Genomic DNA, 22,473 nt, shown 5'->3' on the forward strand with positions numbered 1-22,473 from the left:
TTCGTCAGGAATTTCCGAGCCGCCACTGCTGAAGCGGCGCGAAGCGGTCGTCGCAGGCCACGGCCTGGACCTGGGTGTCGTCGCCGGTGTTGGTCAGGCATTCGCCGGTCTGGGCGTTCACGATCGTCACCACGCCGTCCGACACGGTCTGCAGACGCCAGCGCTGGAGCGGCGGGACCTGGCCCTGGCGTACGGCGTCGTCGCCGCCCTGGACCGAACGGATCCGCACGAGTGCCTGTCCGTCGGCCCGGTCGAGGACGCTGCCCGGCGAGCTGCCCGGGGTGAGTGCCACCGTGCCGTCGGCGAAGGGGAGTTGGGCCCAGAACTGGTTCAGCCCCTGCTGCCTGTTGGTCCAGTCGGAGACCACGACAGGGGTGCCGTCGTCGGTGCGGCCGTCCTGGACGGTGAGGTCCTTGTCGTTCTGGACGCTGCGGATGGTGACCACCGTGTTGCCGGCCTCGTCCGTGGCCTGCTCCCCGGCGTTCTGCGCCTGATCGCCGTCCTGTTGCTGTTGCTGTTCCTGCTGCTGTTCCTCGGACTGCGAGGGCGACGGCGAAGGGGCGGCGGCCGGCGGGCTGGGCACCGGCGGTGGCGCCTGGCTCGCCGGAGCGGGCGGCAACGCGGTGGGTGGAGCCACGGCCGGCTGCTGCTGTGCCACCGCGTTCGAGACGAGCGACGGCCGCGGAACGAACCAGAGCGCGGCGGACACCCCGGCCGCGGCCAGCAACAGCCCGAGCAGCACGAGCAGCCACTTCGGAAACAGCGGCAGCCGAACGAAGGTGCCGCGCAGCTGGGCGGGCGGGGCCACCCCCGGGGTTCCGGGGCCTGCGGGGGTCCCGGGGGTCTCCTCCGCCGTCGGCGTCACGGTGAGCGCGAACGGATACCGCTCAGGCCGGCCGAACAGCTTCACCCCGCTCGGCCGGACCCGTACCCGTGCCAGTCGGGTCCGCCCCTGTGCGATCAGCACCGTCTCCGGCACCGGACGGAACGTCAGCGCATCCTCGTCGTCCTGCCCCGAAACCCGGGCCGGGAGTGGTGAGTTGCCGAGGTTGTCGACCGCCACACGGGGGCGCCCGGAGAGGCGTCCGCGCACGGTGACGGGCAGCAGCTCGGCCCGCATCTCGCCGAACGCGGACACGGCGAGGGTGCCTTCGGCCACGTTCGACAGCTCCGGGTTCTCACGCGGCCGTACGAGGACACCGAACCGGACGGTGCCGGCCGTCGTCCCCGCCGAGCGCGGCGGGGCGAACACCACCTCGGCCGAGCCCTCTTCGCCGGGGTAGAGCCGCAGCGTGTCAGGAGCGATCCGCGTCCACTCCGCGGGATCGCCGACAACGGAGAGCCGGTACTCCTCGACGGTGTCGCCGTCGTTGCGCAACCGCAGGGTCGCGGTCGCGCTCGATCCGGGATCGACTGCGGCGCCGGTGGGTTCCAGGGAGATGAAGGTGGTCACGCGGCCACCGTAGGAAGCGGGGCCGACGGCCCGTCAGAAGCAGCCGGGCAGGGTCCGGTGGCCGTGCGGAAGACCGTACGGCCACCGTCCGGCCCCGCCCTTTCCGGCAGCGGGCCTCCTACGGGCCCGGTCGGATCCGGTGTCCCGGGCGGCGGTGGCCGTACGGCCACGCCGGTCGGCCCCAAGAGCCTGTCGGGCGGGCGTTACCCGACGGGCCCGCCCACGCCAGCCTGGTCCTACGCACCCCCCAGCCGTCATCCAAGGAGAAGCCACATGCCCACCTATCTCTCCCCCGGCGTCTACGTCGAGGAGGTGGCCAGTGGATCCCGCCCCATCGAAGGGGTCGGCACCTCGGTGGCCGCCTTCGTGGGCCTGGCCCCGACCGGTCCGCTGAACCAGCCCATGCTGGTGACGAACTGGTCCCAGTACACCGCCGCGTTCGGCGAGTTCACCGAGGACTTCCTGCTGGCCCACGCGGTGTACGGATACTTCAACAACGGTGGTACGGCCGCGTATGTCGTGCGAGTCGGGGGCGGGACGGCCTCGGCCGGGCGCCCGGCGATCGAGGCGTCGGCCCGGGAGGCCGCCCTGGGCGGCTTCCGGGTCTCGGCACTGAACGGGGCGAACCTCGGGGGAGCGCCGCTGGTCGAGATCTCCGACACCTCCGGTGAGGGCCCCGACGACCGGTTCACGCTCACCGTCAAGGACGGCGACAAGATCCTGGAAACCTTCGACGTCTCGGCGAAGAAGAGCAACCGCAACTACGTCGTCACCCAGGTCAAGCAGCGCTCCAAGCTGATCGCCGTCGAAGAGGCCGCCCCCGCCGCGCAGTTGGCGCGCCCGGGGAACGGCACGGTGGCACTGGCCGCCGTGTCCGCGCCCGCGTCCGCACCGGCCGCCTCGCAGGAGCGCCTCACCAGCGGCCAGTTCCTCGGCGACCCCGCCGACCGGACCGGTTTCGGCGGCCTCGAGGCGCTGGACGCGATCACCATGGTCGCCGTCCCCGACCTGATGTCCGCGTACGAGCGCGGCGCCCTCGACCTGGACGCCGTCAAGGCGGTTCAGCTCGGGATGATCGCGCACTGCGAGCTGATGGGTGACCGGATGGCGATCCTGGACCCGCCCCCGGGCATGAACGCCCAGCAGATCCGCGACTGGCGCCAGGACACGGCCGGCTACGACTCCTCGCACGCCGCCCTCTACTACCCCTGGATCAAGGTCTTCGACCCGTCCGGCGGCCGCCAGCGCCTGGTCCCGCCGAGCGGCCACCTGGCGGGCATCTGGTCCCGCAACGACTCCGAGCGCGGAGTGCACAAGGCGCCCGCGAACGAGATCGTACGAGGAGCGGTGGACCTGGAACTCCAGATCACCCGCGGCGAGCAGGACCTGCTCAACCCGATCGGCGTGAACTGCATCCGGGCCTTCCCGGGCCGCGGCATCCGTGTGTGGGGCGCCCGTACGGTCGCTTCCGACCCGGCCTGGCGCTACCTGAACGTGCGCCGCTACTTCAACTACCTGGAGGAGTCGATCCTCGCCGGCACCCAGTGGGTGGTCTTCGAGCCCAACGACGAGGCGCTGTGGGCCCGGATCCGCCGCAATGTGTCGGCCTTCCTCGTGAACGAGTGGCGGGCCGGAGCACTGTTCGGCTCCCGTCCCGAGGAGGCGTTCTACGTCAAGTGCGACTCCGAGACCAACCCTCCGGAGTCGGTGGACGCCGGGCGCGTGGTGTGCGAGGTGGGGATCGCGCCGGTCAAGCCCGCCGAGTTCGTGGTGTTCCGGCTGGCCCAGTTCTCGGACGGCACAGGCGAGTTGGCCGAGTAGCCCGCACGGACCACCGTCCCTTGAGCACTGTCCCCGTTTTCCCGACTTCGGAAAGAGAAGCGAACAAGCATGTCCCTTCAGCCCGGTGACGCCCTCACCTCACACAATTTCGGCCTGCAGATAGACGGCGTCATGGTCGAGTACCTCCAGGAGGTCAGCGGCCTCTCCGTCGAGCAGGACGTCATCGAGTACCAGCAGGTCTCGGCCGACGGCAAGCCCGTCACGAAGAAGATGCCCGGTGTGAAGAAGGCCGGCGAGTGCACGGTCACCCGCGGTATGACCGAGTCGGCGGCGTTCACGTCGTGGATCAACGACTCCATCGCCGGGAACATGGGCGCCGCGCGCAAGAACGCGACGATCATGATGATGGACTACCAGAACAGCCCGGTGAAGCGTTACAACATGCGCAACGCCTGGTGCAGCAAGGTGGAGACCAGCGGGGTCAAGGCCGGGGACACCTCCGCGCTGACCGAGCAGGTGACCATCGTCTTCGAAGAGCTGGTCATCGAGTGATCAGGCGTACGGCCGGCCGAGCGGGGGGTGCGGCCACGGCCGAGGCACCGCCTTCCGAGCCGGTGGCCTCCCAGCCGCCTGAAACTCCGATGTCTCCCGCGTCCACCGTGGCAGCTCTGCGGACGGAGTTCGCCTTCGAACTGCCGCGCGGGTACGTCGACGAGTCGGGGACGGTCCACCGCGCCGGCACGATGCGGCTGTCCACGGCCCGGGACGAACTCGTCCCCCTGCGGGACATGCGCGTCCAGGAGAACCCGGCCTATCTGTCGGTGGTCCTGCTGGGCCGGGTCATCACCCGCCTCGGCACTCTTCCCTCGGTGCACGACGGGGTGGTGGAGAGCATGTTCGCCTCCGATCTCGCCTTCCTGCAGGACTTCTACCGGCAGATCAACGCGGAGGGCCACACACGGGCGGCGGTGGCCTGCCCGCACTGCTCGGAGCCCTTCGAAGTGGAACTGGCCGGGAGCCGCCTGGGGGAATCGTGACGTACGCGACCGACCGCCTGCACCAGGAGGTCGCGTACCTCGCCTTCCATCTGAACTGGGGCCTGGGCGAGTTGCTGGACATGGAACACGCGGACCGCACCGGATATGTGGAGCGGACCGCGGCGCTGCTGAGCCGCGAGGAGGGGTGAACCGACATGGCGGGGTTCTTGGCCGGAGTCCGAGGCCGGCTGCGGAGGGCTGTGCCGGGCTCCGACCCGGGTGAGCCGGGGGCGCCGGGTTCGCCTCGGGCATCGGGTGCGCCGGGTGCGGCCAGGGCCTCCGGTATGGAGTGGCGGTCGGTGGCGCCGGTCCAGCGGGTGCTGGGGGCCATGTTTCCGGTGATGACACCGGACTTCGCCGGTGGGCTGGCCACGCACGGGAACCCGGCGCTGACCGGGGGAATCCCGGCCGCCGGGGGCGGGATGCCGGTCCTGGACGATGCCGGGCGCGGGGCTGACATCGGCGCCGGACCGAACCGGGGCCGCGGCACCGGGGAACGGGCCGCGGTGGCTGGGCCGACGGTGGTATGGCGGTCGGCCGCACCGGCGAGGGCCGGCGGATCGGGTGGGACGCGGCATGCGGTGGGAGGGGGACCGGTCGGTGGTTCCGCCCCCGCGATGCCGGGCGCGCCGGGCGGGACGCTCGTGCCGTCCGGTACGCCCTCCGCCTCGGGCCCGGCTGATACCCCCGGCGGGGAATCCGGCTCCAGAGGGCCGTCGGCTCGGCGTGTCGCGCGAGCCACGCCGCCGCGGTCCGCGCGACCGTCGATGCTCTCGGCGCCCTCGGTCACCCCCGTGCGACGCTTGGCGACTGCGGGCGAGGGCCGAGTCGCCCGCACTCAGAACACTGCGGCATCGGCTCCCGCGGCGGGCGATACGGCTTCTGGAAGCCGGCCGGTCCAACGACGCCCGGTTGCCCGGCCGTCTCATCCTCCGACCGCCGACGGGTCGGGTTCCTCGGTCGCGCAGTCCACGTCATCGGGCGGATCCCCCGAAACCGCGAGGGCCCAGGATGCCTCTGTCGCGGACGCGGTCGTCGCCTCCGGACCGAGGGCCGCCGGGCGGGCAATCGCGACGGGAGGGCAGCGCTCGGCAAGGCTCCAACGGTCGGTGAACGCCGACTCCACCGAGGCCGGGGCTCAGGGCGGCGGCGGAGCCGGGGACGAGTCGGTCTCGTCGAGCGGGACGGGGCCGCTCCCGGAGGCGTCAGCAGCCCGTCGACCGCGGGTCGGGCTCGGCGCACCGCTGACTCCGGCGCCCGGGGCCACCGACGCCGTCCCCGCGCCACGTGGCCCTGCCGCGGGCCAGGGCCACGACGACCGGGCGGGGGTCACCAACCTCGCATCACGGCCTGGCGGACTCGGGGCCCCCTTGCGCCCGGCACCCGCACCGGCGACACCCGATGCACCCGCACAGGAGCCACCGGGCAGGGTCACCGCGTCGCCGTCGGCCGCGCCACAGCCGGCCGGCACGACCGCGGCTCCGGCCCTTCAGATGCTTCGCACGACTGCTGCCCCGCCATCGCCCAGTACGACGGCCACTCCGCGGGCGGTCCGAGAATCAGCGGGCTCCGGCGGCAGTCCGGGTGGCTCGGCCGGGCTGCCGCCCCGGGCGGGGCACCCGCACCCAGGCAGGAGTGACAGCCCTGTTCCCACCGCGGGTGCGGATCAGGTGAGCCGGTCCGCGTCCTCCGAACACGGCGCGTGGACAGAGGGGCCACAGCCCGCCGTCCCTGCGGCGCAGTCCTCCGCCGAGTCGACTTCCGTCGGCTCCGGGCGGCGACCGGGCGTCGCCCCGGCACCCGCGCCGGTGCAGCGACGGACCGGCGCCGCCGCGGCGACCGAGCCGTCGGCGCACAACGGTGGCCGAGGCCCCTCGCAGCCGGGGCTCACCAATCCTGCCGGGCTCGCGGTGCCCGCCGGGTCTCCTGCGGTGTCCGTCGTGCCTGCGGTGCCTGCCGCACCTGCGGTGTCGGCCGTGCCTGTGGGGCCTGCTGCCCCGGCCAGGCACTCCGGCCCTGCCCGCCCCACCGCGGCTGCCGGTTCTGCCGCGCCGACTGCAGGGCGCGCCGCTGCCGGCTCCGGTGGGACTGTTCAGCGCACGCCTGCCGGTCCGGCTGCGCCCACGTCCAACGGGCCCGCTGGGCCGACCTCCCGGCCCACTCCCGTGAGCCTTGCCGCACCTGCGGTGCCTGCCGTGTCCGTCGTGCCTGCGGTGTCGGCCGTGCCTGTGGGGCCTGCTGCCCCGGCCAGGCACTCCGGCCCTGCCCGCCCCACCGCGGCTGCCGGTTCTGCCGCGCCGACTGCAGGGCGCGCCGCTGCCGGCTCCGGTGGGACTGTTCAGCGCACGCCTGCCGGTCCGGCTGCGCCCACGTCCAACGGGCCCACTGGGCCGACCTCCCGGCCCACTCCCGTGAGCCCTGCCACCCCCGCCAGGCTCGCCCGTTCCTCCCCGTCCGCTCTCGCCGCTGCTGCCATGTCCACCATCCCCACCGCCCCGGCCGCCACGCCGGACCCGCCCGCCGTACCCGCCGGGCTCCCCGTCCCCGTCGCGGCGGGCGGTGCCACCGCGCGGAGCGTGACGCTCACGCCGCCAGGCCCTCGCTCCCCACGAACCCTCCGTCCCATGGCGGCCACCCGGATGCCGACGGTCCTGTCCCCGGCGGTGCAACGCTCCTCCGAGGGAACGCCGCGTACCCAAACCCCGCCGCCCACCAGGCTGTTCGCCGTTCCGGCCGCTCGGAAGGTTTCCGTCCGCCCCGCGAAGGGGCCCGAGAACTCCGGCATCGGGCCCGCCGACGCGCATCGCGCGACGGAGCCGGCCGAATCACCCGTCGTCCACGGCGGCCTCGGCACACTCGGCGACGCTGCGGAACCGGCCGTCGGGCATCGGTCCGCAGCGCCGTCCGTCCAGCGGCGCCCGGCCACCGCGCCGCCCGAGAGCCGGGCAGCCCAGGCCGGCGGGACAGCCCTCGCCGCGTCCCGCATTCTCCGGACCACCGCCGGAAACACCTCGACGCGGCTGCCGGAGCCCGCCGCGAAGGCCTGGAGCTCCGGCAACACACCACTCTCGAACGCTGCCAGGACGGCCTCGGCCACCTACGCGACAGCGTCGCCGGACGCACTTCCGCCACCGCCCGGCCGACTGCCGCTCCAGCGGACGCAATGCCTGACGCCCGTCCCGCGAACCGCGGTTCGGGCCTCCGCGCCGCCCGTCGCACTCCGCCCTCCCCGGACGCGCCCGCCGGTGATCCCGGCTCCGGCCACCCGGACCCCCCGCACCGCGACCACCCGCTCCACCCCGACCGCGGTCCAGCGGGCGGACGCCACCCGGCCGACCACGCCTCCGGCCGGCTCGCCCACGGCACGGACCACCCCGGCTTCGCCCGCGCCCGCACACCGTCAGAGCCCGGCACCACCCCCGCGTCCCCCGGCCCCCGCACCCCCGGTGCAACGCCAGACCCCGGCGCCCGCCGTACAGCACCACACCGCGGCTTCCGTATCTCCCGGCTCCGCCCTCGACGCGCTGCCTCCCGAGTCCCTCGACGCTCTCGCACGCTCCCTCCTGGAACCCCTCTCCCGTCTCCTCCGCTCCGAACTCCGCGGCGACCGCGAGCGCCTCGGCCGTCTCCGCGACGCCCCCTGACCCGAAGCCCGTCACTCCGCCGCCCTGGCTCAATGACCCAAGAATCCAAGGACCCCACCCATGCCAACCTCCCTCGACCCCGCCTCCACCGTCTTCTTCCGGCTCTCCATCGACGGTCTGGACCTCGGTCTTTTCAACAGTTGCGAGGGGCTCGCCTCCGAGGTGCAGGTGGAGCAGCGCGAAGAGGGAGGCAACAACGGGTTCGTGTGGCAGTTGCCGTCGCGGGTGACGTACCCCACCATCCGGCTCACCCGGCCGCTCACCCCGGACACGGGAAAGGCCGCCGCGTGGATCTCGTCCATCGCCACCGGGATCAGCCGGCCGACCGGTCAGATCGCCGCCCTGCGCGCGGACGGCTCCGTCGTCGCACAGTGGGGTCTCGTCGAGGTGCTGCCCGTGCGGTGGCAGGGCCCCGGCATGGACCCGGCCAGCCCCGGCGTCGCCACCGAGACCCTCGAAATCGCCCACCACGGCTTCACCGATGCCGGGGGGACCTGATGCCGTCCACCGGTGCCAACAACAGCCTCGTACGGGCCCGTCTCGCCATCCACCATCCGCCGAGCGGGTCGAGCCGCACCCTGGGCGGCCGGATCGACGAGGTCGAGTTCCAGTTCAACCCCAACCAGCTGGAGCTCTCGCGCTCCGCCTCCTGGTACGCCCAGCGGGCCGTCGGCTTCGACCGCGGGGCCCAGCAGGAGTTCTCCGGCGCCGACCCGGCCTCGCTGTCCGTCGAGGTCTTCCTCGACGCCTCCGCCACCCCCACCAACCCCCAAGTCCGCAAGAAGGTGGAGCAGTTGCTCTCCTGCTGCGAGGTCGATCCGCAGAGCCTGCCGACCAACCGGCCGTCCCCGCCGTGGGTCCGCTTCTCGTGGGGCGGCTTCAGCACCGTCCAGTTCACCGCGTACGTGGAGAGCGTCAGCGCCGCCTATTCGCTGTTCAGCCCGACCGGGGAACCGCTTCGGGCCACCTGCCGACTGTCCCTCAAGGAGATCCCGACCCAGACCAAGGGCCAGAACCCCACCTCCGGTGCCCTGACCGCCCAGCGCGTCCACCGCGTGGTCGTCGGCGACTCGCTCCCGTCGCTGGCCTGGCGCGAGTACGGCACCGCCGCCCGCTGGCGTGCCATCGCGGAGGCGAACGGCATCGACGACCCCATGCGACTGCGGCCCGGCAGCGAACTCCTGCTGCCGTCGGCCGACGACGTACGACGAGGCGGAACACCATGACGACGCAGACGACGAAGTCCTTCACGACCATCCTGAAAGTGCTGGTCCAAGGCTCCCCGCTGCCCGACCCCGTGGCCGGGCGGCTCGTCTCCGCCTGGATCGACACGAGCGTGAACGTGCCGGCCGCCTTCCGGCTCGTCTTCAGCGACCCAGCCCGTGACCTGCTGAGCACCTTCCCGGGGCTCACCGTCGGCGCGAAGGCGGAGCTGATCCCGTACACGGACGGCACCCAGGGCCGCGCGCTGCTCACCGGCGAGGTCACCGCTCTGGAGGCGGATGCCGACGGGACCGGCAAGTCGCTGATCGTCCGCGGCTACGACCCCGGCCACCGGCTCCTGCGCAACCGTCGCGTCGCCGGGTACCCGAACATGACCGCCGCCGACATCGTGCGCCGGCTCGCCACCCAGAACGGGCTCAGGACCGGGACGATCGACCCGACCCCGACGGTCTACGAGCTGGCCACCCAGCCCAACCTCACCGACTGGGACTTCCTGGCGCGCCTGGCCCGCGAGAACGACGTGCATCTGTACTTCGACGAGGAGGGCCGCCTCCAGTTCACCGCGCTGCGCACGGCCTCCGGCGCTCCCGCCGACACCACCCCGGCCACGCAGAGCCCCTACGTCCTGGAGTTCGGCGTCAACGCCGCCGACAGCCGGGTCTCCGTCACCGCCGCAGGACAGGTGCCCTCCGTCTCGGTACGCGGCTGGGACGTGCGGACCAAGCGGCCCCTGTCCGCCGACGCGCCCGCCACCGCGAGCAAGGAGATCCTGGCGGACACCACGCCCGCCAGGCTGAGCGCCCCGTTCGGTGCGGCCTCGCTCACCGGCACGGCCGTCCCGTACACCACGCAGGCCCAAGTGCGCCACGCCGCACAGGCGTTGGCGGACGAGGTCACAGGCTCCTTCGCCGAGCTGGAGGTCGCCGTCGACGGCAATCCCGAGCTGCGGCCGGGGGTTCCGGTGGCGCTCAACGGCGCGGGGCCGCCGTTCGAGGGCAAGTACACGGTCACGGGTGTACGGCATGTCTTCGCGTCCCGGCAGCGGTACACGACGTGGGTACAGGTCAGCGGGCGGCAGTTCCGCTCGCTGTACGGGCTGGCCGCCGGCTCCCAGGAGGCGCCCACCATGCCCGGTGTCGCCGTCGCCGTCGTCAGCAACATCAAGGACCCGCTGAAGACTGGCCGGGTCAAGCTGCGCTTTCCCTGGCTGTCCGACACGTACGAGAGCGACTGGTGCCGGGTGGCGCAGTTCGGCGGGGTGGGTGGGGGCGGGCTGATCCTGCCCGAGGTCAACGACGAGGTGCTGGCCGCCTTCGACCGGGGCTCGCTGGAGCACCCGTACGTCCTGGCCGGTCTCTACAACGGCGTCGACAAGCTGCCCCGCATCCAGGAAGGCAGTCCGCCCGTGGACGCGACGAGCGGCGCGGTCAACTGGCGCAGTCTGGCCTCGAGAAGCGGTCAGGCGGTCGAACTGCTCGACGACGCCCGAAGGGCCCGCGGCGTGAGGCTGCGAACCGGGGACGGCTCGCTCACCGTCCACCTCGACCAGAACCGGACGACCGTGACGGTCCGCAGCGACGGCAGCGTCACCATTCAGGGGGCACGCGGCGTCGATGTGAAGGCGGGGGGAGACCTCAACCTCACGGCGGGGCGGGCCGTGAACATCTCCGCCGGTGCCGCGCTGAACCTCAAAGCCGGGGGCAGGGTCGGACTCACCGCGGGTGGTGCCGTGACCCTCGACGCGGTCGGCACCGCCAGCATCAAGGCGGCCGGGCCGGTGTCACTGCTGTCGGCGGCCAACGCCTCCGTCACCGCGGCGACCGTGACACTGACCGGGATCACCCTGCGCAACGGGGTGCCGTTCTGATGGGCGAGCAGTTCGTCGGCGCGGGCTGGGCGTTCCCGCTGCACACCGACGCCTCCGGCCGTATCGCCCTGGTCCGCCGCGAACGCGAGATCGAGGAGTCCATCCGGCTGGTGCTCGCCACCGCGCCCGGCGAGCGGCCGATGCGCCCCGAATTCGGCTGCGCCGTCCACGACTTGGTGTTCGCACCGGTCAACGAAGCGACCGCCGGCCGCATCGGCTACGAGGTGCGCACCAGCCTGGAGCGCTGGGAACCCCGCATCGACGTCGCCGAGGTCGCCGTCACCGCGTCCCCCGACGACCCGGCGGTGCTGCTGATCGACGTCCGGTACGCGATCCGCGGCACCAGCAATCCGCGCAGCCTGGTCTTCCCCTTCTACGTGATCCCGTCCAGTGAAGGCGATGTGTGACCCGCCATGCCCCTGCCCGCCCCCAACCTCGACGACCGGCACTTCCAGCAGTTCGTCGACGACGCCAAGCGCTACATACAGCAGCGCGCCCCGGAGTGGACCGACCACAACGTCTCCGACCCCGGCATCACACTCGTCGAAGCCGTCGCCTATATGACCGACCAGCTCGTCTACCGGCTCAACCGGGTCCCGGACAAGAACTACCTGTCCTTCCTGGACCTCCTCGGTGTGACCCTCTTTCCGCCGTCGGCGGCCCGCGCCGACGTCACTTTCTGGCTGTCGGCCGCACAGCCCGAGCCCGTGCTGCTGCCCACCGGGACCGAGGTCGCCACCCAGCGCACCGAAACCCAGGAAGCGGTCGTCTTCACCACCGAACGGGACCTGACCGTGCCGCCGTGCTCGCTCCAGCGCGTGCTGCGGCAGGAGAACAAGGGCAGCCCCCAGGACCGTACGAGCGCGGTCCTCGGAACCACCGACGTGCCCGCCTTCGCCGCGAAACCTCAGCCCGGGGACGTACTGCTCTTCGGGCTGTCCGCGGCCGTCCCCGACTGCGCGGTGGTGCTCGCCCTGGACAGCCGCGTCGACGGCGTCGGAGTGGACCCCCGCCAGCCGCCGCTCGTCTGGGAAGCGCGGACGGCCGCCGGATGGGAGCCGTGCGAAGTGGACGAGGACACCACGGGTGGCCTCAACCGGGCCGGCGAGGTGATCCTGCACGTGCCGGGCGGGCACACACTCTCCCCGCTCGGGCAGCACGAGGCGGGCTGGCTGCGCTGCCGGGTCCTGGAGCCCGCCCGCGACCAGCCCTTCTACGCCGCCACCCCCACCATCCGGTCCGCCTCCGCCTACACCATCGGCGGCACCGTCCGGGCCGTACACGCGGTCGAGATACGCGATGAGCGGCTCGGGGAGTCGTCGGGTGCGCCCGGGCAGCGGATGCGGCTCGGGCAGGCGCCGATCGTCGCGGACGATCCGCCGCTGGAGGTCGAGGTGGCGGAGGGCGGCGACGGCTGGCGGGCATGGCGGATCGTCACCGACTTCGCGGCCTCCGGGCCGTCCGACCGGCATCTGACGGTCGACGCGACGACAGGACAGATCACGTTCGGACCGTCCGTACGACAACCGGACGGCAGCCTCCGGCAGTACGGGGCGGTGCCCGCCAAGGGGGCCGTGGTGCGGGCCGCGCGCTACCGCGCCGGGGGCGGCCGAGGCGGCAATGTCTCGCGTGGCCGGTTGCAGGTGCTGCGCAGCTCCATCCCGTACATCGCCCGGGTCGAGAACCGGGAGGCCGCCCGCGGTGGGGTCGACGGAGAGACCGTCGAGGAGGCCAAGGTCCGGGCGCCGATCGCACTGCGGGCGCAGGAACGCGCGGTGACTTCGCGGGACTACGAGGAACTCGCCCGGCAGGCCGCGCCGGAGACCGCACGGATCGTATGCGTGGGGGCCGAGTCGGACACGGACGGGGAGGGAGCCGTACGGGTCCTTGTCGTACCCAGGGCCGTTCCCGACCCCGGCGGCCGGCTCCGCTTCGAGCAACTCGTCCCCGAGGACGAGCTGTTGGGGCGGGTGACGCGCCATCTGGACGAGCGCCGCCCGCTGGGGACGCGACTGGCCGTGGGCCCGCCCTACTACCAGGGCGTCTCGGTCACGGCGACGCTGCACGCGTACCGGAGCGTCCCCGCGCAGGAGGTGCGGGCCGCCGCGCTCGACGCCCTGTACGCCTATCTGGATCCGCTGACCGGCGGGGCGGACGGGCGGGGGTGGCCGTTCGGCCGGCCCCTGCGGTCAGGAGAGATCTTCGCCGCGCTGCAGCGCGTGCCGGGCGTGGAACTGGTGGACGAGGTGGAGCTGTGCCCCGCCGATCCACTGACGGGTCGCCGCGGCGAGCCGACGGACCGCATCGAACTGACCGGATCCGCCCTGTTGTTCCCGTACGACCACCGAGTCAGAGTGATCGGGGATCGATGACCTCCCCTCCTGTTCCTCCTTCGGCTTCCGCCTACCCCCTGCGGGACCAACTGCCCGGTGTGTACGCGGAGGACGGCTTCGCCGGGGTGTTCGCGGACGGGCTGGACACGATGCAGGCCCCGGTACTGAACGTTCTGGACTGCCTGGACGCGTACTTCCGCCCGGGGCTCGCGCCCGCCGACTTCCTGGACTGGATCGGGGGCTGGGTCGGAGCCGAACTGGACGGCCTGGCATCGGAGTCGGTCCGGCGGGAGGCCGTCGGGACGGCGATGGCGCTGCACCGTCGCCGCGGGACGGCGCACGGGCTCGCGGCCGCGATCCGCCTCGCCTTCGGTGTCACGCCCGAGATCGCGGAGAGCGGCGGCGCGACCTGGTCGGCCCGACCGCGTGGCCCGTTCCCGGGTGATCCGCGCCCGGGTCTGCGGGTGGTCGTGCGGGTCGCCGACCCCGCGGCGTTCGACACGCACCGCCTGGAAACCCTGGTCGCCGCGGCCCGTCCCGCGCATCTGCCGTTCACCGTCGTGGTGCTGGATGAGAGGAGTGACGAGAGATGAGTGAGAAGCCCACGGCCGAAGGGCTGTGCCCGGTGTGTGGAACTCCGGGTCCCGGGAGCGGGGAATCGTTCTGCGAGGTGTGCGGGACGCTCGTGGACTGGGATGCGCCGCAGGCTCCGGCCGCCGGACCGGGGCCCGTCCCTTCCGGCTCCGCGTCCGGCTCCCCTTCCGGCTCCCCTTCCGGCTCCCCTTCCGGCTCCCCTTCCGGCTCCGCGTCCGGCTCCGCGTCCGCGGAGGAGCGATCCGGCCGGCGGCGGCCCGAGCCCGACAGGTCCTCGTCGGAGGCCGTCGATTCGCGTGCGGAGCCCACCGCCGGTGCCTCGCGCCCGGCCCGAGAGAACTCGTCCGTCTCCGGCCGGAGAGCCCCCGTGACCCGGGAACCCGGCGCGGGAGCCACGGCGGACGGTTCGGCACGCCGCTGCGGCGGCGAGGAATCCGGTACGGAACCGACGCCGGCGTCCGGAGGGGTGGCTTCCGCAAATCCCGGTGAGCCGGAACTCACCCGGCCGGCGAGCGGAGACGGAGCACCACGTCCCCCACGCGGTGAGCCCGGGTCCCGGCCGGCGCGGCCCACGGCGGCCGACGGCCGGACACGGGCCAGAGCGCTCCTCGTGCCCGTACCCGAGACGGAGCCCGCCGCCTCGGCGGTGCCGGCCGTACTGCCGGGTCGTCCCGAGCCCGCGCGGCCGAGTGTGCGCGCCGTGACGGCGGATGAGGAGAGCGGCATCACCTGCTGGCGGTGCGGGGTGCAGAACCGCTCGGACCGTACGTTCTGCCGGAACGACGGCGCCCCACTGGACCGCGGCGGACGGCAGGCACCCACGGCCGCCCGTCGGCGGGGCGAACGTTTCGCGGGATGGCGGCCCCGCGTGCCCTGGAAGCGGGTGCTGATCACCGTCGGTGTCGTCGCGGTGCTGGTGGGTGCCGCGTTCCTGACCCCCGCAGTGATCCGCGCGATACGCGACCACTTCACCGACCCCGCCCCGCTCCAGCCCGCCGCTGTGAGCGCGTCGAACTCCGACGCCGCTCACCCCGTGCAGAACGCCTTCGACGGGGTCAGCAACAGTTGGTGGGGGCCCGGCTTCTCCGGTGACTCCGCGGGCCAGTACCTCCAGGCGAACTACGGCCGGCCGGTCGATCTGGAGAAGATCATGATCACGCCTGGTGTCTCGACACGTTCCGAGGACCTCGACGTCCAGGCCCGCCCCGAACGCTTCGATCTGCTCATCACCGACGCCTCGGGCCGCACTTCGCTGACTCGTCACCAGCTCGCCGACGGCGGTCCCCAACTGGTCGACGCCGCGATGGACGACGTCGTACAGGTCGACGTGATCCTGCGCGGCGCGTACGGCACGGCCGAGGACAAGCAGGTGGCGATCGCCGAGGTGGAGATGTTCGGACGTACGCCGAGCTGAACACGGCCGGCAGGGTGCAGGTCGGCAGGGCGCGTCAGATGCCCCCGGCGTACCGCCCGACTCGTCTGCCGCCAAGGGCCCCTGACCAGTGAAAGTACTGGTCAGGGGCCCTTTTTTTGTCGGTAGTGCGGCCGCTCGGCCCCGGCAGAGGCGTGGGAAGAACCCGCACGTCGGTGAGGTGTGCGCGAACTCCGCAGTGTGCGTGCGCTTTCGCGGGAAAGCGGACGGCTCCTCCTTCCTAACGTGGACGCGGCGCCTGGTGAGCACCGTCCTCCGGCCGCCTTCGACCGCCCCTGACGAAGGAATTCGAGGTGTTTCGGATGACCGTCCTGCCGGAAGCAACCGCCGGGCACGAGGTGTTCGGGCCCGACGATCTGGGGGCCGTGCTGGACAAGGCCGCCCAGGTGGTGGGTGCGGACCGGGTCATCTACCCGGAGGAGGCCGCGGACGGCGGGCCGTCCACTCCGCTCGGCCCGAATGTCAGCCTGTACCGCTCGCGCACCGTCTTCGGTGTCGTACGCCCGCAGACCGCGGAGGAGGTGCGCCGTGTCGTCGGGCTGTTCGCCGACGGGCGGACCTCGGCCCGGCTGCACACCTTCAGCACCGGCGGCAACTGGGGCCTCGGCTCCCGCGAGCCCGCTCAGGACGGGGCCGTCGTGCTCGACCTGTCCGGGCTCGACCAGATCCGCGACATCGACGTCGCTCAGGGCTGGGCCGTGCTGGAGCCCGGCGTCACCCAGGCCCGGCTCGCCCGCCTTCTGGAGGGCAGCGAGCGCATGCTGAACGTGACGGTGTCCTCCGCGGGCACCAGTGTCGTCGGCAATGCGCTGGACCGCGGGGTGGGGCTGCGCCATCAGCGCGTGGAGGATCTGACCGGGCTCGAAGTCGTCCTGCCCAGTGGCGAGTTGATACGCGTGGGATGGTGGCCGGACGCCGGTCGCACCACCCCCGTGTACTCCCACGGGCTCGGACCCTCCCTCGTGCAACTGTTCGTCCAGTCCAGCCTCGGGGTGATCACCGCGGCCACCGTGCGGCTGCTGCCGCGGCCCGAGGACCTGCGGGTGGTCCGGCTCAACTTCACACCGGACAAGGTGGAGGCGGCCACCGCCGAGGTGCAGCGCTGGGTGAGCCAGGGGCTGAGCCGCGGTGTGGTGAAGATCTACAACGAGGCCGCCGCCAAGGCCTACGACAGCCCGGCCGGGCAGTACCTGGTCCATGTCTGTGTGGACGGGACCGCGGAGGCCGTCGACGCGCTCAGCGGCATCGTGGTCACCGAGGCCGTCAGGTCCGGGCTGTTCACCACCGTCACGGACCGCGACGCCCGGGACCCGGACGCCCCCAATCACGACATCGCCGTCCGCGTGGAGCGGGCGTACGCCGGTGATCCGGACCCGACGGACGTGCTGTTCGAGGCCAAGATGGGCCGGCCCGCCGCACGGCTGGACGAGGAGGGCGGCTTTCTGTTCTTCCTTCCGCTGGTGCCGTTCACCGGGCCGGCGCTGGCGCGGGTGGACGAGCTGGTCGAGCAGGTACGCGTGGAGACCGGAACACGCTGCGGGGTCACGCTCAACGCGCTGGGGCCGGACCTCGTCGACTGCGTGGTGACGATGAAGTTCGCACGGGCCGACGACGAGGCCGAGCGGGCGCACCGGGCGCTGGACCGGCTCCACGAGCTCTTCGTGGCCGAGGGGTTCATCCCCTACCGCCTCGGCATCGAGCACGCAGACTGGGCCGACCGGCTCTCGGCGGGCACCGGCGCGCGGGCCTTCGCCCGGCTGCTGAAGGACGCCGTCGACCCCCACCACGTCATCGCCCCGGGCCGCTACGCCTGAGTGCCCCGACCCTCGATTCCTTGCCTGCCGCACTTGCAGCACTTGCAGCACTTGCAGCGCCTGCCGCACGTGCCGAATCGCCGTACCTGCCCCTGCCTGCAACACACCGGACGCCGGGAGAACGCCGTATGACACTGACAGAAGACCTGGACACCGCCTCCGTCACACGCGAGTCGCAGCAGAACTCCCTCACCGCGGAGGAGATCCTGGCGCGTGCCCGCGCCGTCGCGCCCCGGCTGCGGGAGCGCGCCGAGGACATCGAGAACAACCGGCAGCTTCCGCCGGACGTCGTCGAACTGCTGCGCGGGACCGGTGTCTTCCGCATGGCCCTGCCGAAGGCGTGGGGAGGGCCCGACCTCGATCCCATGCAGCAGACGGAGGTCGTCGAGGCACTCGCCACCGGTGACGCCTCCGCAGCCTGGTGCGCCATGATCGGCATGGACACCCCGATCTACGCCGGCTTCCTCGCCGAGGACGTCGCCCGCCGGCTGCTGGCCGACCCGGACGCCGTCACCGCCGGGGCGATCATGCCGATGGGGCGCGCCGAGCGGGTGCCCGGCGGCTACCGGGTCAACGGGCAGTGGCACTTCGGCAGCGGCATCACGCACAGCACCTGGGTCGTCGGCGGCGTGCTGGTCACCCGCGGCGGCGAACTCGAGCCCGGCGGGGCCGGGGCGCCCGGCAACTGGCGGATCATCGTGGCCCCGGTCGAGGACTTCGAGATCCAGGACACCTGGTACACCACCGGCCTGGCCGGCTCCGGCAGCCGTGACTACCGCACGGAGAACCTGTACGTCCCCGAGGAGTACACCTTCAGCTTCGCCTTCCCCCGCGTCAAGGGCGCCGCCGGCACCCCGGACGCCGTCCTGCGCAACATGCCCGGCGTGCCGCTCGGGGTCGCCCGCGCCGCGATCGACCACGTCCGCCAGGTGGCCGAGACCCGTATCGACCGCACCACCCAGACCCCCTGGACCGACAGCTACCGCGTCCAGACCACCATCGCGCAGGCCGAGATGGACCTGTCCGCCGCCCGCTACGCCGTCTACGGCAGCCTGCGCGAGCAGTGGGAGATCCTCGAGGCCGGCAACGTGCCCACCAGGGACGAGCAGGTGGCCACCGTGCTGGCCCGGGTGGGCGCCTTCCGCACCGCCCGCTCCGTCGTCGCCTCCCTCTTCGACCTGGTGGCGACCTCCGCGGTCTACCGGCCCTCGGTGCTCGACCGCTGGCTGCGCGACCTCAACACCATGTGCCAGCACGTCATCGCCCAGGACCAGGTCGTCCAGTCCGCAGGTGCCCATCTGCTGGGCGGCGTCCCGCAGAACGCCTACAGCGTGGGCGTCGTCGCCTGATCCGACGACGGCCACCGCACCGCACTGCATCGCACCGCAGCAGCACCCGCACCACTCCACACCCCATCGATCACGAGGACCGGCTCTCATGGCTACGTCAACCGAACCACCCGTCATCAACGACGCCACCGGCAAACCGAAAGCCGCCTCGGCGCCGCCCGAGGCCAACTCCGCCTGGAGCGCCCGCCTTTGGGGCACGCTGATCGTGCTGTGCGGCGCGATGTTCCTGGACGCGCTCGACAACGCGATGGTCGGCATCGCCGTCCCGCCGATCCAGTCCTCCCTGGGCATGTCCACCTCGGCCGTGCAGTGGGTCGTCAGCTCCTATGTGCTGGGCTTCGGCGGCTTCCTGCTGCTGGGCGGCCGGATGGCCGACCTGCTCGGCCGGCGCAAGGTGCTGCTGGTCGCCGTCTCCGTGTTCGCCGCCGCCTCGCTGGCCGGCGGGCTCGCGAGCGACGGCGCGCTGGTCATCGCCGCCCGTTTCGTGATGGGCGTCAGCGCTGCCTTCACCGCCCCGGCGGGCCTCGCGATCATCATGTCGACGTTCCCGGAGGGCGCCCAGCGCAACCGGGCCGTCAGCATCTACACCGCGTGCGGCGCGGCCGGCTTCTCCATGGGCCTGGTCTTCGGCGGTCTGCTCACCGAGATCGGCTGGCGCTGGACCTTCCTGCTGCCGGTGCCTGTTGCCCTCGGTGTGCTGTTCGGCGCGCTCGCGCTGGTGCCGCGCGACCCCGCCCGCGCCCCGGGCCGGCGCACCTACGACGTGGCGGGTGCCGCCTTGGTCACCCTCGCCATGCTGCTGCTGGTGTTCACCATCGTCCAGGCGCCCGAGGCGGGCTGGGGCAGCGCCCTCACCATCGGCGGCTTCGCCGTGGCGGCTGCCCTGGTCGCCGTGTTCGTGGGCGTCGAGCAGCGTACCGCCGAGCCGCTGATCCGGCTCGGCCTGCTCACCAACCGTGCCCTGATCGGCGCCGCCCTGACGGCCGCGGCCATCCTCGGCACGTACATGAGCTTCCAGTTCGTCGGAGCCCTGTACATGCAGTCGCTGCGCGGCTGGTCCCCGCTGCAGATGGCGCTGGCCTTCCTGCCGTGCGGGCTGCTCATCGCCACCATCGCGCCGCGCGCCGGCAAGCTGGTCGGCCGCTTCGGCCCCGCCTGGATGATCTTCGCCGGGTTCGTCGCCTACACCGCGGCGTACCTGCTGTTCTGGCGGATCGGTACGTCGTCCGGTTACGTCGGCGTCATCCTGCCGACCATGCTGCTGATCGGCGTCGCCTTCCCGTTCTCCTTCACCGGCGCCTATGTGCAGGCGACCAGCGGGGTCGACGAGTCCGAGCAGGGCGCTGCCGCGGGCATTCTGCAGACCGGCTACCAGGTCGGTGCCGCGGTGGTGCTGGCCGCGGTGACCGCGACCATGGCCGGCGACGGCTCCTCCGCCGCGGACCGGCTCGACAGCTACCACTCCGGCCTGTACGTCGTCACCGGAATCTCCGCGCTCACCATGCTGTTCGCCCTGGCGTCGGCGGTGCGTGGCGCTGTGCGGCGGCGGGCGGCGGGAGCCGCGGCGCGCTGAGTGCCGAGCGCCGCGTGGTCTGCGGCGCCGTCCCGGCCGGTCGCGCGGGTCCCGCGGGTCGCGCGGGTCCCGCGCCCGTGCCGGACAGCCGGACAGCCGGATCAGCCGCGCCAGCTGAACGAGCCCAACCAGAGAAATCAGCCGCACCAGCCGCACGAGCCCAACCAGCCCAACCACCCGAAGGAGTGCGTCCGTTGGGGTCCCCGCAGACCACAGGCCGTCAGCCGGCCGCCGAGGTCTCGCTGCTCGCCGGGGCGCCGCTGCCCGAGCCGGGCCCGGCGAATCTGGCCGAGGCGCTGCACCAAGCCGCACGGCGGCGCAGTGACCCGGCGATCTGTCATATCGACGGGTCGGGCAACGAGTCCTGGAGCAGTTACGGCGAGTTGCTGGACGAGGCCTCGCGGGTGCTGGGCGGTGTGCGCCGGGCCGGGGTGCGGCCGGGCGAGCGGGTGCTGCTGCGGCTCGGCCGTGAGCGTGAGCTGCTCGCCGCGTTCTGGGCGTGTGTGCTGGGCGGGTTCGTGCCCGTGCCGGTCGCCTCGCAGGGCGGCCCCGGCCCGCTGGAGGCGGCCTGGCACACCCTGCACCGGCCGTGGATCATCACCGACACGGTCACCGGCACCCTGCTGCCGGGGCCGGCCGAGGGTCCACGGGCGCACTGGATCGGTCCTGTGGACGCCCTCGGCGGCGGACCCGCCGGGCCGGCCGACACCGCGCCGACGCCGGGCGCCGGGCACGACGTCGCCGTACTCGTCCTGACGGCGGGCAGCACCGGCGCGCCCAAGGCCGTCATGCTCAGTCACGAGAACGTCCTGAGCCGTTCGGCGGGCACCATCCTGGCCAACGGGGTGGGCGAGCGGTGCGTGACCCTCAACTGGATGCCGCTGGACCACGTCAGCGGCCTGGTGATGTTCCACGTCCGGGACGTGGTCGCGGCGGCCACGCAGATCCACGCGGACAAGGAGTGGGTCCTCGCCGACCCGCTGCGCTGGCTGGACGTGATGGACCGGCACCGGGTGAACATTGCCTGGGCCGCCAACTCCGCCTTCGACCTGGTCAGTTCGCGGGTGGAGGCGGAGCCGGGGCGGCGCTGGGACCTGAGCTGCGTGGCGTACGTCATGAACGGCGGTGCCCCGGTGAAGGCGCGCACGATCCGGCGTTTCGTGGCGAACCTGGCCCCGTACGGCCTGGCGGCGACCGTGATACGTCCCGGCTGGGGCATGTCGGAGACGTCCTCGGGCGTCGTCGATCACCGTCTCGACGCCCGGCTGCTCGACGAGGACGCGCGCTACGTGCCGGTCGGCGTGCCCCATCCCGGGGTCGCCGTACGGGTGGTCGACGAGGACGACCGCGTGCTGCCCACGGGCAGCCTCGGCCATCTGCAGGTCAGCGGCCCGACGGTCAGCCGCGGGTACGCGGGCGCCGAGGAGCTGACCCGGCACGCGTTCACCGCGGACGGCTGGTTCAGGACCGGTGACATGGCCTTCGTCGAGGACGGGGCGCTCACCGTCACCGGCAGCGTCGACGATCTGATCCGGCAGGGCGGGCTGCTCTGCCACGGCCACGAGATCGAACTGCTCGTAGGGGAACTGGACGGCATCGCGGCCTCGTCGGTGGTGGCGTGCACGGTGGAGGGCGGCGGGCTGGCCGTCTTCTGCGCACTCGCCGACGGCACCGACACCGGCGCGGCCGTACGGCGGGTCCGGGCGGCGGTCGGCGCGCGGTTCGGCCTGGCCGTCGACCACGTCGTACCGCTCGACCCGGCGGACATCCCCCGCACCCCCACCGGCAAGCCGAAGCGCGCTCGACTGCGCGCTCTTCTCCGAGGAGTCCGCACCGACATGCAGCTGATCCACCATCACCACGCCCTGGACGCGACCACGACCGCCGACGCCGTCCGGGAACTGGCCGACCGCCAGGAGATCGTCGACGCCCTGCACCGGTTCGCGCTGGGCCGCGACCTGAAGGACCCGGCCCTGTTCCGCTCGGCGTTCACCCCCGACGCCGAGTTCGACTTCCGGCCCGTCGGCGTCCGGATCGGCCTGGAGTTCCCGCCGATGCACGGGGTGGACACGATCGCCGCGCACGTTCTCGCCCCGGACGTGGACCTCGACACGTCGCACACGGTGACCAACTGCCGGGTGCGGCACGACGGGGACGAGGCGGGGCTGACCGCGCTGGTGGAGGCACAGCACCTGCCCGGCGCCGACCACAGCCGGCACCTCCTGCTGAAGAACGTGTACGACGTCGACCTGGTCCGCGACGACCGGCGCTGGCTGATGCGGCGGGTCCGGGTCGCCAATCTCTGGTTCACGGGCGACCCGCAGGTGATCCTCGGCCGCTGACGGCCACCCAGGACGGACGGAAGGAGCAC

At 72.8% G+C, this 22,473-nt stretch carries 17 protein-coding genes; 16 read left to right on the forward strand and 1 reads right to left on the reverse strand.

The features are described 5' to 3' along the window. Positions 1 to 4 precede the first annotated feature (4 nt). Positions 5 to 1,453, reverse strand: a complete 1,449-nt coding sequence (locus tag ABT057_RS22245; RefSeq protein WP_352345019.1) for an RICIN domain-containing protein — start codon at positions 1,451 to 1,453, stop codon at positions 5 to 7. Between the two features lie 273 nt (positions 1,454 to 1,726). Between ABT057_RS22245 and ABT057_RS22250 the strand changes: the two genes are divergently transcribed. From ABT057_RS22250 to ABT057_RS22325, 16 genes are all read left to right on the forward strand, one after another. After that, the gene (locus ABT057_RS22250; protein WP_352345021.1) at positions 1,727 to 3,274 is read left to right on the forward strand and encodes a phage tail sheath subtilisin-like domain-containing protein; all 1,548 of its coding nucleotides are present in this window, start codon (positions 1,727 to 1,729) and stop codon (positions 3,272 to 3,274) included. Positions 3,275 to 3,343: 69 nt separating this feature from the next. Next, entirely contained in the window at positions 3,344 to 3,787 is a 444-nt protein-coding gene (locus ABT057_RS22255; protein WP_352345023.1) for a phage tail protein, read from the forward strand. Further along, positions 3,787 to 4,272, forward strand: coding sequence for a hypothetical protein (locus tag ABT057_RS22260; RefSeq protein ID WP_352345091.1), 486 nt, complete (start codon positions 3,787 to 3,789; stop codon positions 4,270 to 4,272). The genes ABT057_RS22255 and ABT057_RS22260 overlap by 1 nt, the downstream gene beginning before the upstream one ends. Further along, the gene (locus ABT057_RS22265; RefSeq protein WP_352345025.1) at positions 4,269 to 4,421 is read left to right on the forward strand and encodes a hypothetical protein; all 153 of its coding nucleotides are present in this window, start codon (positions 4,269 to 4,271) and stop codon (positions 4,419 to 4,421) included. Before ABT057_RS22260 ends, ABT057_RS22265 begins: the two co-directional genes overlap by 4 nt. Before the next feature lie 3,096 nt (positions 4,422 to 7,517). Further along, a complete protein-coding gene (locus ABT057_RS22270; RefSeq protein ID WP_352345027.1) occupies positions 7,518 to 7,916 on the forward strand; it encodes a hypothetical protein in 399 nt (132 codons plus the stop codon). Between the two features lie 60 nt (positions 7,917 to 7,976). Beyond that, a complete protein-coding gene (locus tag ABT057_RS22275) occupies positions 7,977 to 8,414 on the forward strand; it encodes a phage tail protein (protein WP_352345029.1) in 438 nt (145 codons plus the stop codon). Continuing rightward, positions 8,414 to 9,142, forward strand: coding sequence for a CIS tube protein (locus ABT057_RS22280; RefSeq protein WP_352345031.1), 729 nt, complete (start codon positions 8,414 to 8,416; stop codon positions 9,140 to 9,142). Before ABT057_RS22275 ends, ABT057_RS22280 begins: the two co-directional genes overlap by 1 nt. Continuing rightward, positions 9,139 to 11,007, forward strand: coding sequence for a VgrG-related protein (locus ABT057_RS22285; protein WP_352345033.1), 1,869 nt, complete (start codon positions 9,139 to 9,141; stop codon positions 11,005 to 11,007). Before ABT057_RS22280 ends, ABT057_RS22285 begins: the two co-directional genes overlap by 4 nt. Beyond that, entirely contained in the window at positions 11,007 to 11,414 is a 408-nt protein-coding gene (locus ABT057_RS22290; RefSeq protein WP_352345035.1) for a GPW/gp25 family protein, read from the forward strand. Before ABT057_RS22285 ends, ABT057_RS22290 begins: the two co-directional genes overlap by 1 nt. Positions 11,415 to 11,420: 6 nt before the next feature. Further along, positions 11,421 to 13,379: a putative baseplate assembly protein gene (locus ABT057_RS22295; RefSeq protein ID WP_352345037.1), complete on the forward strand. Its 1,959-nt coding sequence runs from the start codon at positions 11,421 to 11,423 to the stop codon at positions 13,377 to 13,379. Continuing rightward, positions 13,376 to 13,933 (forward strand): phage tail protein, encoded by a 558-nt coding sequence (locus tag ABT057_RS22300; protein WP_352345039.1) that lies wholly within the window; start codon positions 13,376 to 13,378, stop codon positions 13,931 to 13,933. Before ABT057_RS22295 ends, ABT057_RS22300 begins: the two co-directional genes overlap by 4 nt. A gap of 611 nt (positions 13,934 to 14,544) precedes the next feature. Beyond that, a complete protein-coding gene (locus tag ABT057_RS22305) occupies positions 14,545 to 15,348 on the forward strand; it encodes a discoidin domain-containing protein (protein ID WP_352345041.1) in 804 nt (267 codons plus the stop codon). A 320-nt stretch (positions 15,349 to 15,668) separates the two neighbouring features. Further along, positions 15,669 to 17,180 carry an FAD-binding oxidoreductase gene (locus tag ABT057_RS22310; RefSeq protein WP_352345043.1) on the forward strand — a complete coding sequence of 504 codons (1,512 nt, stop codon included), beginning with the start codon at positions 15,669 to 15,671 and terminating at the stop codon, positions 17,178 to 17,180. Between the two features lie 128 nt (positions 17,181 to 17,308). Then, positions 17,309 to 18,529 (forward strand): acyl-CoA dehydrogenase family protein, encoded by a 1,221-nt coding sequence (locus ABT057_RS22315; protein WP_352345045.1) that lies wholly within the window; start codon positions 17,309 to 17,311, stop codon positions 18,527 to 18,529. An 88-nt stretch (positions 18,530 to 18,617) separates the two neighbouring features. Next, positions 18,618 to 20,102 (forward strand): MFS transporter, encoded by a 1,485-nt coding sequence (locus ABT057_RS22320; protein WP_352345047.1) that lies wholly within the window; start codon positions 18,618 to 18,620, stop codon positions 20,100 to 20,102. 194 nt (positions 20,103 to 20,296) lie between these two features. Continuing rightward, a complete protein-coding gene (locus ABT057_RS22325; protein ID WP_352345049.1) occupies positions 20,297 to 22,444 on the forward strand; it encodes an AMP-binding protein in 2,148 nt (715 codons plus the stop codon). Positions 22,445 to 22,473: the final 29 nt, after the last annotated feature.

This window comes from Streptomyces sp. NPDC002588, assembly GCF_040295925.1.
Lineage (GTDB): Bacteria > Actinomycetota > Actinomycetes > Streptomycetales > Streptomycetaceae > Streptomyces.

Excerpts from the sequence above, each read along its gene's own strand:
- ABT057_RS22250 (WP_352345021.1), top strand. The coding sequence starts at position 1,727 with ATGCCCACCTATCTCTCCCCCGGCGTCTACGTCGAGGAGGTGGCCAGT.
- ABT057_RS22255 (WP_352345023.1), top strand. The coding sequence starts at position 3,344 with ATGTCCCTTCAGCCCGGTGACGCCCTCACCTCACACAATTTCGGCCTG.
- ABT057_RS22275 (WP_352345029.1), top strand. The coding sequence starts at position 7,977 with ATGCCAACCTCCCTCGACCCCGCCTCCACCGTCTTCTTCCGGCTCTCC.
- ABT057_RS22280 (WP_352345031.1), top strand. The coding sequence starts at position 8,414 with ATGCCGTCCACCGGTGCCAACAACAGCCTCGTACGGGCCCGTCTCGCC.
- ABT057_RS22285 (WP_352345033.1), top strand. The coding sequence starts at position 9,139 with ATGACGACGCAGACGACGAAGTCCTTCACGACCATCCTGAAAGTGCTG.
- ABT057_RS22290 (WP_352345035.1), top strand. The coding sequence starts at position 11,007 with ATGGGCGAGCAGTTCGTCGGCGCGGGCTGGGCGTTCCCGCTGCACACC.
- ABT057_RS22295 (WP_352345037.1), top strand. The coding sequence starts at position 11,421 with ATGCCCCTGCCCGCCCCCAACCTCGACGACCGGCACTTCCAGCAGTTC.
- ABT057_RS22300 (WP_352345039.1), top strand. The coding sequence starts at position 13,376 with ATGACCTCCCCTCCTGTTCCTCCTTCGGCTTCCGCCTACCCCCTGCGG.
- ABT057_RS22310 (WP_352345043.1), top strand. The coding sequence starts at position 15,669 with ATGACCGTCCTGCCGGAAGCAACCGCCGGGCACGAGGTGTTCGGGCCC.
- ABT057_RS22315 (WP_352345045.1), top strand. The coding sequence starts at position 17,309 with ATGACACTGACAGAAGACCTGGACACCGCCTCCGTCACACGCGAGTCG.
- ABT057_RS22320 (WP_352345047.1), top strand. The coding sequence starts at position 18,618 with ATGGCTACGTCAACCGAACCACCCGTCATCAACGACGCCACCGGCAAA.